The sequence below is a fragment of the Synechococcus sp. FACHB-909 genome (assembly GCF_014698945.1).
Taxonomy (GTDB): domain Bacteria; phylum Cyanobacteriota; class Cyanobacteriia; order PCC-6307; family Cyanobiaceae; genus Cyanobium.
On the sequence record NZ_JACJTY010000006.1, the window covers coordinates 170,390 to 184,019 of the forward strand.

The 13,630-nt window shown below is 69.0% G+C and carries 15 protein-coding genes; 10 read left to right on the forward strand and 5 right to left on the reverse strand.

Annotation, left to right across the window (positions count from 1 at the left end):
• Nucleotides 1-27: 27 nt before the first annotated feature.
• Genes H6G99_RS11295 through H6G99_RS11305 form a run of 3 tightly spaced genes read right to left on the reverse strand, consistent with a single transcriptional unit; the run spans nucleotide 28 to nucleotide 3,095 of the window.
• Nucleotides 28-849, reverse strand: coding sequence for a hypothetical protein (locus tag H6G99_RS11295; RefSeq protein ID WP_190611577.1), 822 nt, complete (start codon nucleotides 847-849; stop codon nucleotides 28-30).
• 48 nt (nucleotides 850-897) lie between these two features.
• On the reverse strand, nucleotides 898-1,956 hold the full coding sequence (gene pstS, locus H6G99_RS11300) for a phosphate ABC transporter substrate-binding protein PstS (RefSeq protein WP_190611578.1): 1,059 nt from the start codon (nucleotides 1,954-1,956) through the stop codon (nucleotides 898-900).
• A gap of 11 nt (nucleotides 1,957-1,967) precedes the next feature.
• Nucleotides 1,968-3,095, reverse strand: a complete 1,128-nt coding sequence (locus H6G99_RS11305) for a DUF389 domain-containing protein (protein ID WP_190611579.1) — start codon at nucleotides 3,093-3,095, stop codon at nucleotides 1,968-1,970.
• 84 nt (nucleotides 3,096-3,179) lie between these two features.
• Here H6G99_RS11305 and H6G99_RS11310 point away from each other — a divergent pair, with 84 nt between their 5' ends.
• Nucleotides 3,180-3,722 (forward strand): hypothetical protein, encoded by a 543-nt coding sequence (locus H6G99_RS11310; RefSeq protein WP_094584994.1) that lies wholly within the window; start codon nucleotides 3,180-3,182, stop codon nucleotides 3,720-3,722.
• Here H6G99_RS11310 and H6G99_RS11315 read toward each other — a convergent pair.
• Nucleotides 3,689-4,078, reverse strand: a complete 390-nt coding sequence (locus H6G99_RS11315) for a DUF8680 family protein (RefSeq protein ID WP_190611580.1) — start codon at nucleotides 4,076-4,078, stop codon at nucleotides 3,689-3,691. The genes H6G99_RS11310 and H6G99_RS11315 overlap by 34 nt on opposite strands.
• Nucleotides 4,079-4,190: 112 nt before the next feature.
• Here H6G99_RS11315 and H6G99_RS11320 point away from each other — a divergent pair, with 112 nt between their 5' ends.
• From H6G99_RS11320 to H6G99_RS11345, 6 genes are all read left to right on the forward strand, one after another.
• Nucleotides 4,191-5,174 (forward strand): glycosyltransferase family 2 protein, encoded by a 984-nt coding sequence (locus H6G99_RS11320; RefSeq protein WP_190611581.1) that lies wholly within the window; start codon nucleotides 4,191-4,193, stop codon nucleotides 5,172-5,174.
• Nucleotides 5,175-5,269: 95 nt separating this feature from the next.
• Nucleotides 5,270-6,694: a 30S ribosomal protein S6--L-glutamate ligase gene (rimK, locus tag H6G99_RS11325; protein ID WP_190611582.1), complete on the forward strand. Its 1,425-nt coding sequence runs from the start codon at nucleotides 5,270-5,272 to the stop codon at nucleotides 6,692-6,694.
• Between the two features lie 24 nt (nucleotides 6,695-6,718).
• Nucleotides 6,719-7,516, forward strand: coding sequence for an ABC transporter ATP-binding protein (locus H6G99_RS11330; protein ID WP_190611583.1), 798 nt, complete (start codon nucleotides 6,719-6,721; stop codon nucleotides 7,514-7,516).
• 36 nt (nucleotides 7,517-7,552) lie between these two features.
• On the forward strand, nucleotides 7,553-9,754 hold the full coding sequence (locus H6G99_RS11335) for a mechanosensitive ion channel family protein (protein ID WP_190611584.1): 2,202 nt from the start codon (nucleotides 7,553-7,555) through the stop codon (nucleotides 9,752-9,754).
• The gene (locus H6G99_RS11340) at nucleotides 9,747-10,334 is read left to right on the forward strand and encodes a hypothetical protein (protein WP_190611585.1); all 588 of its coding nucleotides are present in this window, start codon (nucleotides 9,747-9,749) and stop codon (nucleotides 10,332-10,334) included. Before H6G99_RS11335 ends, H6G99_RS11340 begins: the two co-directional genes overlap by 8 nt.
• A 24-nt stretch (nucleotides 10,335-10,358) precedes the next feature.
• Nucleotides 10,359-11,009, forward strand: coding sequence for a PCC domain-containing protein (locus tag H6G99_RS11345; RefSeq protein ID WP_094585000.1), 651 nt, complete (start codon nucleotides 10,359-10,361; stop codon nucleotides 11,007-11,009).
• 9 nt (nucleotides 11,010-11,018) lie between these two features.
• Here the strand turns inward: H6G99_RS11345 and msrA are convergent, their stop codons facing one another.
• Nucleotides 11,019-11,642 (reverse strand): peptide-methionine (S)-S-oxide reductase MsrA, encoded by a 624-nt coding sequence (msrA, locus tag H6G99_RS11350; RefSeq protein ID WP_190611586.1) that lies wholly within the window; start codon nucleotides 11,640-11,642, stop codon nucleotides 11,019-11,021.
• 86 nt (nucleotides 11,643-11,728) lie between these two features.
• Here msrA and H6G99_RS11355 point away from each other — a divergent pair, with 86 nt between their 5' ends.
• The 3 genes from H6G99_RS11355 to H6G99_RS11365 all read left to right on the forward strand — a co-directional run bounded on the left by H6G99_RS11355 (nucleotide 11,729) and on the right by H6G99_RS11365 (nucleotide 13,623).
• Nucleotides 11,729-12,010 (forward strand): hypothetical protein, encoded by a 282-nt coding sequence (locus H6G99_RS11355; protein WP_094585002.1) that lies wholly within the window; start codon nucleotides 11,729-11,731, stop codon nucleotides 12,008-12,010.
• Nucleotides 12,011-12,339: 329 nt separating this feature from the next.
• Nucleotides 12,340-12,558 (forward strand): hypothetical protein, encoded by a 219-nt coding sequence (locus tag H6G99_RS11360; RefSeq protein WP_143594049.1) that lies wholly within the window; start codon nucleotides 12,340-12,342, stop codon nucleotides 12,556-12,558.
• 129 nt (nucleotides 12,559-12,687) lie between these two features.
• Nucleotides 12,688-13,623, forward strand: coding sequence for a phycobilisome rod-core linker polypeptide (locus H6G99_RS11365; protein ID WP_094585004.1), 936 nt, complete (start codon nucleotides 12,688-12,690; stop codon nucleotides 13,621-13,623).
• Nucleotides 13,624-13,630: the final 7 nt, after the last annotated feature.

The following is a 13,630-nucleotide window of genomic DNA, read 5'->3' on the forward strand; positions in this document are numbered from 1 at the left end:
CCCGCTGATTAGATCAACGCTACTTGATTAGCCCGTTGGGCCTGGCTCCGCCACCCGCCTGAGCCGCTGTGCGGCATGGGCGACGGGGTGCAGCGAGACGTTCTCCACCGACAGCGCCTGGCTGGCCCCGAACGGGTTGTCGAGATCCGTGATCAGCAGCAGCAGCTTGATCAACAGCAGCGAGATCACCCCGATGAAGAACAGGGATTCGGCGAAGGGCTCGATCCGGGAGAGCACCAGCCCGACGATGAGCACCCCGGTGCCGATGTAGGCGACTCCATAGACGGAGGGGACGAACGTGGTGGAGCGGATCACGTCGATGCGCTGCACGCCGCGGCGGATGTGGGCCAGCTCCAGCAGCAGGCGCGCCTGCAGCGGGGCTGGATTCCAGACGCCCAGCCGTTCGATCGACAGCTGCAGCGTGTCCAGCCGCTCCAGCAGCAGCAGGGTCGGCCCCGCCTCCCGCATCCAGGTCAGCAGCGATTCGCTGAAGTCCGCCAGCAGGGCCAGGGTTCCCTGCACCTCGGCCTCCGGCTGCCGCAGCCCCAGGCCCTGCACCTCGAGGGCGAGGCATTCCAGGGCGGCGGCCAGTTCACCGGGCAGCTTCTCCCCTTCCTTGTAATCCGTCAGCACCCCATTCAGCAGGAAGCCCAGCAGGAACACCTCCGAGGCCACCAGGGCGGAGAACAGGGGATTCGGTGTCAGAACCTCCCAGTGCTCCTGGTGCACCAGCACCCGGCAGGCTTCGATGGCCAGCAGCACCAGGCCCACCCGGCCAAAGAACCAGAGGCGCCGCAGCAGGGGCCTGGGGTCCGGCTTGGTGGCCGGATCCCTGGAACTCGCGCTCATCACGGCAAACCGAACCGATGCCAGTCTCGGCGGCGATACCGGCCTGGATCAGTCCTTGATCTTGGCCACCTCATCCCGGGCCCGCTTCAGCACATCGCCGCTGAGGGGGACGAAGCCCAGCTCGGCCGCCTGCTTCTGGCGCTCTTCCTCCAGGGCCCAGAGCAGGAAGGTGCGCACGGCTTCCGCCTTCTGCTCTCCCTGTCCACTCTGGTAGGCCAGGATCCAGGTGAAGGCCACGATCGGGTAGCTCTCCGCCCCCTCGGGGTTGCAGTCCTCGCCAGCCAGGCGCTCATCGAGCTTGATGTTGTTGAGGGCCGCCGCTCCGGAGCTGGCGTCCGGCAGAACGAACTTTCCGGCCTTGTTCTGCAGCGCCGCCGGCTTCACGGTGCCCCGCAGGTACGCCTGGTTGACATAGCCGATTGTTCCGGCGGTGTTCTGGATCACACCGGCCACGCCTTCGTTCCCCCGGCCCGCGAGCCCGACGGGCCACTGCACCGCCTTGCCGACGCCCACCTTCTTCTTCCATTCCTCCGAGAAGCAGGCAAGCGCGTTGGTGAAGTTGAAGGTGGTGCCGGAGCCATCGGAGCGGTGCACCACCGTCAGGGGCCGGTCGGGACAGCCCAGGGCACTCCAGTTGGTGATCTTGCCCAGGAAGATGTCGGCCAGCTGGGCCTGGGTCAGCTTGAGACCGGGGCAGTCGGGATTGTTGTAGGCCGGGCTGATCGTGCCGCCCAGCATGGGGATCTGCACGGCGCCGCGCTTGCCGGCCGTGCCGGCCTTGAAGTCTTCGTCGCTGAGCGACTCGTCGGTGGCGCCGAAATCCACCGAGCCGGCCAGGAACGAGCGCACCCCCTGCCCGGACCCCACAGACTGGTAGTTCACCAGCGAGCCTTTGGCGGTCTTGTAGTCGGCGGCCCAGCGCTGGTAGGCGGGCGCCGGGAAGGAGGCCCCGGCCCCGTTCAGCGAGGGCAGACCGCCGCCGCCGGAGCCGCAGGCGCTGAGGCCGAGCGCCAGGACGCCGAGCCCCCCCGGGAGGCCGGCGCGACGCAGGCGTGCGAGGGTCCGCAGGTGGGGAAGGGGCACGGGGCTGGCAACGTGTTGTTCCATACATTTACTGCTTACTGGGACGTCGGGCCGGCCCCCTCAGGTGTCTCGTCCGGGGCCTCCACCTCCTGTCCGCGCGGCAGCGGCGGCACGGGGGGCGGCGGCAGCACCTCCAGCTCGGGGGGGTTGGGTGGGGTGTCCGGGCCGATCAGATCCACCGCCGTGCGTTGCATCACCAGCCGGAAGCGCAGCGGTGCCTGGGTTTTGTTGATGAATTCCTGCACGGCGGACACCTGCCCTGCCGTCGGCAGGTCCGGATCGGTCACCCGCACCCGGGCCCGGATCAGCGGTGGGTTCTGCTGCCAGTCGATGCTGAGGCCCACCATGTCGATGGCGGGATCGCCGCCGAGGGTGATCGTGCTGCTGCGCAGTCGTTGCTCGATGGCGGCCTCCAGCTGCTGGGCCTTGTTCTCCTGGCGGGTCTGGTTCACCAGGCGGAAGAAGCTGCTGCCCAGGGGAATCACCAGCAGGGCGGTGAGCGCCACGCTGGTGAGGCCCAGGCGGCTGTGGAACAGCCGACGCCGGTACACCTTCTCGAGGGTCCCGAGGGACGCCATCGCCCCCACCATGATCCCGAGCAGGTTGGTGGCGAACAGCAGCAGCGCGCCGTAGGCCTGCATCCAGTCGGAGGAGGCCAGCAGGATCCCCACCACGCACATGGGCGGCACCAGGGCCACGGCGATGGCCAGGCCGGCCAGGGCCGAGATGGCGTCCCTGCGCAGCTTGGCGTACATCGCCACCGCCCCGGCCACCAGCGCCACCCCCAGATCCAGCAGGTTGGGGCTGGTGCGGTTCATCACCTCGCTGCCGAAGCTCGGGAACGCCACCAGATGGCCCACCGCCATCGCCAGCAGCACGCAGATCACCACCCCCAGCATCAGAGTGCGCAGGGCCCGCAGGAACATCGGCAGCCGCCCCCGCAGGATCTCGAAGGCCATTGCCTGCAGCGGCATGATCCAGGGGGCCACCACCATGGCGCCGATCACCACCCCGGGGCTGTTGGCCAGCAGGCCGAGGGTGGCGATCAGGGTGGCCCCCACGGTGAGCACCACGAACACCTGGCTGAAGCTGGCGTCGTGCTCGAACTCCTGCTGCAGCGCGGCCAGCCGGTCGTCGGCCGCTGGGGCGGGGGGGGAGGTCATGGCCGTAGCGGGCTGTCGCAGCGCACCCATCCTGATGGCCTGCTGAGATACGTTCCACAGCTACGGCCACCTGCTCACGCTTGGATGACACGGCGGAAGCCGGGACCCTTCACCCTCTGGCCGCTGGCCATGGCGCTGCTCGCACCCTCGGCTGCCCAGGCGAACAGCTGGACCTACCAGCGGCTGGTGGAGGCCTTCGAGCAGCGCGGCTTCAGCGTGCTCGGTAGCCACCCCCGCTGCGCCGAGCGAGGGCTGTACGGGCTCTACCTGCGCGAGAGCCGCCGCATCGTGGTCTGCCCCCGCGGCAACCTCGCCGACACCCTGCTGCACGAGGGGTGGCACGGGGTCCAGTCCCGCTGCCTGCGGGGCGCCCCGTTCCTGGGCGAGGAGGACCTGCGCCGGGGCCTGAGCCGCCGCGACCAGCGCGACCTGGCCCGGCTCTACGACGGGGCCCGCTGGCAGCGCGAGGCCGAGGCCCGGGTGATGGCCCGCCGGGATCCCGCCGCCTATTTCCGCCTCGTGGACGAGCTCTGCGGTTCAGCCGCTCCCCCACCGGCCGTCCCGCCGGCCCCGGCGTCACCGGAGAGCGCGCCTCAGGGCCAGGCGGTGAAGCGCACCGGCTCATAGCGGGCGATCGACACCCGCCAGCCCCGGATCGCCAGGGCGGCCAGTTCGGTATGGAAATCGGCCGTGGCGCCGCCGCCGACCCAGCGGGCCTTGAGACGGGGCAACGGCTCCTGCAGGGCCTCCAGCGGCAGCTCCACCAGCAGCAGGCTGCTGTCTCCGGCGGCCCGCCGCAGGGCGCCCTCCTCGCTGCGCTGCCAGAGGCGCAGCAGCAGCTCCAGCACCAGCGTGCGGCCGTCGTCGCCGGGTTCCGCCGCTTCAGCCGCCGCCACGGCCAGGGACTTGCCGTTCAGGGGCAGGGCCCGCGTCCCTTCCTGCTCCAGCAGGGCCAGCGCCACCAGATAGGGAGCATCCGCCATGACCATCGCCCGCACAGAGCCCCCAGCCTGCTGGATCGTCTGGAACCGGGGCTGATGCCACCGACAGAAGCCGGGGATGTCCTGTAGGAATGACGTCGAAAGTGATCAGACCATGGGCCCTGGCGACGTCACGGTGGTTGTCGTTCCCCGTGAACGGTTCAGCGATGCGCTGCGATCGCTCGATTCCATCGAACGGAACACCGACCGTCCGTACGAGCTGATCTACATCGACGGGAACTCCCCGGCCGACCTGGCCGGGGCACTGCAGCGTCGCGCGGCGCAAGGGAACTTCCGCCTGATTCGCAGCGAGCAGCACCTCTCCCCCAATGCCGCCCGCAACCTGGCCCTGCCCCACGTCACAACGAAGTACCTGGTCTTCGTCGACAACGATGTGATCGTCACCCCCGGCTGGCTCGGGACCCTGGTGGCCTGCGCCGAGCGCCACGGCTGCACCGCCGTCTGTCCCCTGACGTTTGAGGATGAGGCCTTCAGCGTCGTCCACCACGCCGGTGGCGAACTCCTGTGGAGGTCCATGGGGCAGGGGCGCCGCTGGCTCACCGAACGGCGCCCCTGGAACCATCTGCCGCTGGCCAAGGTGAGCCAGCCCCTGGTGGCCGGTCCCACCGAACTCAATGAGTTCCACTGTGTTCTGGTCCGGACGGACTTCTTCGCGCAGAACGGGCCCCTCGACGAGGCGCTGCTGAGCATGGCCGAGGAGACGGACTTCTCGATCGCCGTGGCGGAAAGCGGTGGCTCGATGGTGTTCGAGCCGGCCAGCCGGGTGAGCTACATCCCCCCCTCCCCCGAGAACCTGCTTCCGTCCGACAGGCCGTTCTTCGAGCTCCGCTGGTCCAGTGACTGGGTCAGGAGAAGCGTTGACCACATGGTGGCCAAGCACAACCTCGACCCGCTGTCGCCGGTGGCCAAGCACTGGCTGCGCTTTGTGTTCCAGCACCGCCATGCCTGTGCCACCGGCTCCAGGACGATGCCGGCGATGGACATCCTGTTCGGCGATTTCGGCTCCACCCTCGGCAAGCGGGAGAAGTGCGATCAGCTGCTGCGCCGGCTTTCGCCAGGCTCAGGCGGCGGCCGCTGAGCGCCGCCACCGTCCCCGTCGGCCGTCGACAAGGGGGGGCGCTCCGGCGAGCATGGCGGTTCGTGGGCCCGTCCCACGCCACCCGCCCCGGAGCCATGGACAGCGTCGACGGCAAGATCATCGTGGGCAGCGAGGAGTGGTGCAGCTTCCCGGACGCCGGGCTGCCGGCGATCAAGGCCCGGGTGGATTCCGGTGCCGCCACCTCCGCCCTCCACGCCACCAACATCGTTCCCTTCGAGCGCGACGGGCGCCCCTGGGTGAGCTTCGAGGTGCATCCCCTCCAGGGTGATCGGGTCGTGGTGGTGCGCCACGAGGCCCCGGTGGTGGCTCGGCGGGAGGTGCGCAACACCAGCGGCGTCTCAGAGAACCGCTACGTGATCCGGGAGCGGCTGGTGCTCGGCGAGCAGAGCTGGGAGGTGGAGCTGACCCTCGCCAACCGGGATGCCATGGGGTATCGGATGCTGCTCGGTCGCCAGGCGATGGTGGGCCGGATCCTGGTGGACCCGGAGGGCAGCCACCACCTGCGCAGCCTCAGCGCCGAGGAGAGCCGGGCCCTCTATGCCCATGTCCGCCCGCGCGATGCCGGCCTGCGGATCGTGCTGCTGGCCAGCAACCCTGATCTCTACAGCAATCGCCGCCTGATCGAGGCCGGCGAGGAACGGGGCCACCACATGCGGTTCCTCAACATCCGTCAGTGCTACATGCGCCTGGATCCCCGCAACCCGGAGGTCCACTACCGCGGCGGTGACGTGCTCGGCGCGGTGGATGCGGTCATCCCCCGCATCCGTCCCAGCGTCACCTTCTACGGCTGCGCCGTGACGCGGCAGTTCGAGTCAATGGGGGTGCCGTCGCTCAACAGTGCCCAGGCGATCACCGCCTCCCGCGACAAGCTCTTTGCGTCCCAGGAATTCGTCCGCGCCGGGCTCAACACCCCCGTCACGGGCTTCGCCGATTCCCCCCTCGACACGGTGGACCTGATCCGCATGGTGGGCGGTGCCCCCCTGATCGTGAAGCTGCTGGAGGGGGCCCAGGGCAAGGGCGTGGTGCTGGCCGAAACCCAGAAGGCGGCCGAGAGCGTTATCAATGCCCTCCAGAGCCTCGACGCCAACCTGCTGGTGCAGGAGTTCATCAAGGAGGCCGGCGGCACGGATCTGCGCTGCTTCGTGGTCGGCGGCAAGGTGGTGGCCGCCATCGAGCGCACGGCCGCCGAGGGCGAGTTCCGGGCCAACCTCCACCAGGGGGGAACGGCCCGGACGGTGCAGCTGGAAGCGGCGGAGAAGCAGATGGCCGTCAAGGCCTGCAAGGCCCTGGGGCTGGATGTGGCCGGCGTCGACATCCTGCGCTCCCACCGCGGCCCCCTGCTGCTGGAGGTGAACTCCAGCCCGGGACTCGAGGGGATCGAGACCGCCACAGGCCTGGATCTGGCCGGCAAGATGATCCGCAAGCTGGAACGCAAGCTCGGCTGGGGACGGCCCCCGGCCGATGGCGCCATGGAGGCCCAGCCCGCGGCCCCGGCATGATCGCTCCGGCATGAGCGCCGCCCCATGAGCACCCCCCCATCGGCCTACCTGGAGCTGGAGGCCGTCGAGGCCTGGCTGGGGCCCCGCCGCGTCTTCGAGGACCTCTCTCTGCGGCTCTACGGCGGCGAGCACACCGTGGTGCTGGGCCCCAACGGCTCCGGCAAGAGCTCCCTGGTCAAGCTGCTCAGCCGCGAGCTCTACCCCGTGGTGAAGCCCGGCTCCTGCCTGCGGATCTTCGGCAGCGAAACGGTGAATCTCTGGCAGCTGCGGGGCCGCATCGGCCTGGTCTCCCAGGATCTGCACGCCGCTTACGTCGGTCGGGTTCCAGCTGACGATGTGGTGCTCTCCGGCTTCTTCGGTTCGGTGGGCATCGGCCGCAGCCAGGTGGCCACCGAAGCCCAGCGGCGGCGCGTGGCCGAACTGATGGAGCAGCTGGGGCTGGCCGACCTGGCTGATCGTCCCTACGGCCAGCTCTCCGAGGGGCAGCGGCGTCGCCTGCTGCTGGCCCGGGCCCTGGTGCACGGACCCGAGGTGCTGGTGCTGGATGAACCCACCAACGGGCTTGATCTGAAGGCGAAACACCAGTTGCTGGCGATCCTGCGCGACCTGGCCCGTGCCGGCACCACCCTGCTGCTGGTGACCCACCAGATCGAGGCGGTGCTTCCCGAGATCCGCCGCTGCGTGCTGCTGCGCGAGGGCAAGGTGGTGGGCGACGGCCCCACCGACGCCCTGCTGCAGGACGCCCCCCTCAGCGCCCTGTTCGACACCCCCCTGCGGGTGTGCGAGGCGAACGGTTACCGCCAGGTGTTGCCGGCGGGCTGAGCCGTCATCATGCGGGACATGTGCCGCGGCTTCCGGATGCCCCGTCCGATCCGTCTGCCCCGTCCGGTCCGCCTGCTGCTGGCGTTCCTGATCGCCTGCCTGCTGCCGCTGACGGGCCTTGCGACGGCGGCGTTATCCGCGGGGCCGGGGGCCCCAGCTGCCGCCCAGCTCCGGGCCACCTACGTACCCCTGGAGAGCCAACCGTTCCATGGCCAGCTGCTGGAGCTGAAGCAGCAATGGACCGATGCCCCCCTCAACCAGGTGGTGGGGGACAGCCCGCGGGCCACCCTGCTCAATTTCTACGTGGTGATGGCCCAGGTGAACCGGGACATCGCCCGGATCGAGGCCAAGGCTGAGGCGACACCCGGGCTGTTGTTGTCCAGCGCCTTGCGTCACGAACTGGCGCTGATCAACAGCTACTTCGAGGAGGCGGTGAAGGCCCTGGATGTGTCAGAGATTCCCCAGAGCATCCGGGCGGATTTCGCCGATGAATATGCCCTCAAGCTCAAGGTGATTCTCGATTACGTCTTCACCCACAGCCGCAAGCCTTTCGAGATTCCTGATGCGGCCGGGATGAAGGCCCTGAACGATGGACGGGTGAACCCCAGCGCCAGCTGGACCATCCCGGGCACCTCCATCACCCTGACGGATGAGGAGCCGGAGGATGGGCGTGATCGCGGCTACCGGTTCTCCGCCTTCACGGTGGCCCAGATCCCCAGCCTTTACGAGGAGATCAAGGATCAGCGAGCGCCATCTGCGGGCCCCTCGAGCCTGCTGACGCCAGCCATCTATGACGCCTTCAGCCTCCGGCCCGGCCATCTCCTGCCACCGAAGTGGTATCTGAGCATTCCCCGGAGCCTCCGGCAAACGGTGCTGGAGTCCCATCTCTGGGACCAGACCCTGTTCCAGATCGTGCTGGGTCTGCTGGCGCTGGTGGCCTTCGCCTTCGTTCAGTTCCGTCTGGTGCTGGCACTGCTGGCCACCTACCGGATGACCGAACGGGCCGCCAGCCAACCACGCACACCGATGCAGATCTGGCAGGTCGACAACATCGCCTGGCAACGGGTGTTGCTGGCGGCCGTGGCCCTGCCCATGGCCCGTGTGGTGGAACTGCTGCTGGACCACTACGTCAACGTCACCGGCCTGCCCCTGCAGGTGTTGATGTACCTGCTCTACACGCTCTACTTCTGCTGGGCGGGGTTGTTCAGTTTCTTCCTGATGGAGGCCCTCGGCCGCAGCCTGGCCGAATGGGTCACGATCCTGCGCGGGCGGCGCAACGCCCTGCAGCTGAGCCGTGTCAGCAATCTGGTGATGCCCGTCTGCCGGGTCATGGGCGCCATCATCGGCGTCTCCCTGATGTACCGGCTGCTGATCCTGCTGGGCCTGCCGGGCTCCACCGTCCTGGCCTTCTCTGCGGTGCCCGGCCTGGCCATCGGCCTCGGGGCCTCCAAGCTGCTGGGCAACCTGTTCGCCGGCCTGTCGATCCAGACCGACCGCCCCCTGCGGGTGGGGGAGTTCTGCCGCATCGGCAGCAACCTCGGCTACGTCACCAAGATCGGCCTGCGCTCCCTGGAGCTGCAGACCCACGAGAGCCGCATCACCATCCCCAATTCGGTCGTCGATGAGGAGACGATCGTCAACTACTCCCTGCGCTCGGATCAGGCGCACGATGCGGTCCTGCATGTCTTCGAGCTGCATCTGCCCCTGCCGGCCGAGCTCACCCCCGACCAGCTGGACGACCTGGTGCATTACGGCCGCCTGTACCTCACCGATCTGCCGGGATTGTCCGCCGCCCAGGTGTTCCTTGACCAGGCGACAGCCGATGGGGAGCTGCTGCTGCGCTGCTGCGGTCAGATTCACGCCCCCAACTGGACCGACTACCTCACCCTGCGGGAAGCGGTCCTGCTGCGGCTGCGGCAGATCCTCGATCAGGTGATCCGCTCCCGCATGGTGATCGGCGTGGCCTACGACACCAGCCCCGAGCAGCTGCAGCGCATCCCGGAACTGATCGCCTCGCTGTTCGATGCCGAGCCCCTGGCTGCCTTCCGGGCCTGCCGCCTGATGGCCATCAACGACTTCAGCTACGACTTCACCTACGACTACCGCTCCTCCCAGCCCACCTATGCGGCGTTCAAGGATGAGGTGGCCCGCCTCAACCGGTCCCTGCTGGCCCTGTTCGCCGCCGAAGGCATCGAGATTCCCTATCCCACCCAGGCGGAGGTCCAGCTGAATGGCTGAGCTGACGCTCCAGACCCTGGCGGGCTGCGGCCTGGCGATCGGCGCCTATCCCCGCTTCCGCTACGACGCCCGAGGCGGCGGCGGGCTGGGCGAGCTCACCGCGGCGGATCCCGCCGGTATGGGCATCGGCCCTGGCACCGGCAGCCTCTGCTTCGATCCGGCTGGCCTGAGGATCCCGCCGCTCGACTGGCGCACCACCCGCTTCCTGGGGCTGCCGTTGCCCCCCGGCCTGGCGATCACGATCCACCCGGAGCGGCTCAAGGGCCGCATCGACGGCGCCACCGGGGCGATGGCGCTGCACTTCCAGGCCCGCTTCCGCTTCGCCATCGGCTCCCTCTACCGCGCCCCCGACCTGATCGTCGCCACCACCCTCAGCACCGGTCCGGTGCAGGGCCGCCGCCACCGGGCCAGCGGCCAGCCCCTCGACGGCGACGGCCGGGCGCTGCTGGTGGGGGTGGCCAGCATCGCCCCCAGCGGCGACCCCTGGCTCGACCGGTTCCTGGGCTTGCCCGACGAGGCCCTCGCCCTGCTGCGCTGCCGCCTGGTGCCCAAGGCACCGGAAGCCCAGGACTTACCTTGACCCCCTGCCACGCCCGATCCCGCCATGCACCCCCTGCCGCTGCATCTCGGCCCGGGCAGTGATCTGCGCGCCAGCCTCGAGCAGCTGGCGATCGAAGCCGGCGCCTCCGGCTTCGTGCTCGGCGTCGTCGGGGACCTCTCCCAGGCGGCGTTCCAGTGCCCGGGGCTGGAGGAGCCCACCGTGCTGCAGGGCCACCTGGAGATCATCACCCTGCAGGGCACCGTGGCGCCCCAGGGGGTGCACCTGCACCTGAGCCTCTCCGACGGCGACTGCCAGGTGTGGGGCGGCCACCTCGAGCACGGCAGCGTCGTGCTGCGGGGCGCCGACCTGCTGGTGGGCTTCCTGCCGCAGCCCGGAGCACCCCAGGATCCGGCGCAGGCCGCCGTGGCGACCGCAGCGGCCCGGCCCACCGTGCCCGCATCCCCGGCCCAGCCCCGGGTGGAGATCGCCGTGCGCAGCGGCTGCCCCTATTCGGCCCGGGCCCTGCGCATGCTGCGCACCCTCGGCATCCCCCATGGGGTGCAGCTCGCCGACGACGACGCGGCGCGGGCGGCGGTCGCCGAGCGCAGCGGCCTGACCTCCATGCCCCAGGTGTTCATCGATGGCCAGCCCATCGGCGGCTACGACGCCCTGGCCGATCTCCACGGCCGCGGCGAGCTCGACCACCTGCGCTGAAGGGGCCCCCTAGCGGGACAGCTCCGGAAACTGCTCCTTCAGCCGGGCCAGCTTCGGCTGGTCATGGGCGACCACGTAGGGATGGGTCGGGTTGCGGGCGACGAAGTCCTGGTGGTAGGCCTCGGCCGGGGTGAAGCCCCGCCAGACCTCCACCGTGGTGGCGATCGGCCGGGGCAGCGCGCCGGAGCGATCCAGCTGGGCGATGGTGGCCTCAGCCACCCGGCGCTGTTCCGGGTCGGTGGGGAAGATCGCCGAGCGGTACTGGGGGCCCACATCCGGACCCTGGCGGTTGAGCTCGGTGGGATCGTGGGCCACAGAGAAGAACACCTTCAGCAGCTCCCCGTAGCTCACCCGGGCTGGGTCGTAGGTGATGCGGATGCCCTCGGCGTGGCCGGTGTCGCCACCGCTCACCCGTTCGTAGGCGGCGGTGGCCGGGCTGCCGCCGGCGTACCCGGTCACCACCTCGGTGACGCCCCGCACTTGCTCGAACACCGCTTCCATGCCCCAGAAGCACCCTCCTGCCAGCACCGCCGTGGCGCGTGGCGGTCCGGCCGCAGACAGCGGCAAGGCCAGCAGGCCGGCAGCCACAGCACCGATGGCGGCGGCTGAGGTGAGGTGTGGTGGCAGTCGCATCCTTCGGTACCCGGTGGCTGGAAGGATTACCGGCCGGGGCCCTTGACGGATTTACCCGTAAGGTCGATCAGAGCGAAGGAACCTCCATGGCTGCCCGCCTCGCCATCGGCCCGGTGGACGTGAGTCCGGAGGTGCGCGAGTGGGTGGATGCCGAGACCCTGCAGCGGCTGGTGGCTCGACACCGCCGGGGCGACTGGGGCGTGGTGGATTCCCGCGATGCCCGCGACAACACCATCGCCGCCTACCGGCAGCAGGGGTCGCTGCGCAGCGTCTTCGATCTCGGCCAGGGGCTGCAGGTGTGGATCCTCACCCATGACCTCGGCACCGATCGGCTGCATACCCTGGTGCTGCTGCCCAGCGACGAGTAGACCGCTGCCCCGTGGCCTTGCCTTCACAATTTCTTTCGTCAGCTTGTGTTGCCTCCCCTCTGGACGTTGCGGCTGGATGATGTACAAGGGTGGATAGGTCGTGGGAAGAATGGTGACGATCGAGCTCCCGCAGCCCAGGCGTCAGTCCCGTTCCTCCGGAGAGGCCCGCTCCTCAGGCGAGGTGCGCTCTTCCGCTGAGGGGTGGTCTCCGGCTGACGAACTGGCCGCCCTTGAAACCGTCTGGGCCAGCCTCTGCCAGGACGCGGCGAGCCCCGCCCCCTCCCTCCAGCTGCCGGTGATTTCCCGCTCCAACCCCAGCCTTGCGGCTGATGGTCGGCCCCAGCGCCAACGCCAGCCTCGCCGAATTGATTCCGAGCGGATCGCCTCCTGAAGAGCTTGTTGCTCTTTCGCAATCTTTTTCTTTCGCAATCATTCGGGCGAAGGTGCAAACCTTCGTGGTGAAGGAATGTATGGATCCTTTTCCAGGCACTGAGCGCTGTAACGATTCTGTTTGTTTTCCCAGGAATCGGCTGAGAATCGCTGCTTGACATCGCCGGCGGGCAAGGCCTTCCGGGGAATCCCTTTCCGTTGGTCTCCCGCACCGGTACCTGCCTGAATCCGCCAGGCGGGCCGCCCGCGGCGATGCTCCTCCCTCTGCCCTTTGCGTTGTTTCCACCATGGCCCTGGTCCAAGCCCCTTCCCTTGGTATCGAGCGTTTCGCGGATGACCGCAACAAGGAGAACTGGTCAAAAGCCTCCCAGCAGGATCGCGATGGCATCATCCGTCTGGTGTATCAGCAGGTGCTGGGCCAGCAGTATGTGATGCAGAACGAGCGCCTGGTCGGTGCTGAATCTCTCTTCCGAAACGGTTATCTCACCGTGCAGGAATTCGTGCGCACCCTTGCCAGGAGTGGTCTGTATCGCTCCCGTTTCTTCGAGTCCTGCAATCCCTACCGCTTCATCGAGCTCAACCACAAGCATCTCCTCGGCCGGGCTCCCCACAACAAGGCCGAGATGCTGCATCACTTCACGATCCTGCAGGAACAGGGCTACGACGCCGAGATCGATTCCTACATCGACAGCCCCGAGTACCAGGAGCGCTTCGGTTCCGACGTGGTGCCCTATCTGCACGGCTGGGACTATTCCGCCGGCCACCAGGGGCAGCAGTTCTCCTGGCTGATGCAGCTGGCCGGTGGGGCGGCGGCTTCGGTGAAGGGAGACAGCGCCGGCACCCGCTTCAAGCTGGGTCGGGCCCTGCACCAGGACCGGGCCGTGACGGTGACGGTCCTCCGTCCCCGCTTCAGCGGTGAATCCTTCTTCCAGGCCAACCTGGCCCAGGGCGGCGCCAGCGTTGATGGTCCGGTCTCCCGCAGCGGTCAGCCCACCGATCCTTCCCGCGGCCATCGGGAGGAGGCCCTGGTGGTGTCGGCCGGGGTGCGCGGCACCAGCTCCCCCAGTGGCCGGGTGGCCACCATCACCGCCACCGGGCTGGTGAACAACGCCGTGGTGCGCAGCGGTGCCTACGTGATGCGGGTGCCCTACAGCCGCATGAACGAGGCCCTGCAGCGGGTGCAGCGTCTGGGCGGCCGGGTGGTGCGCGTCAGCGTCAACTGAGCTGACG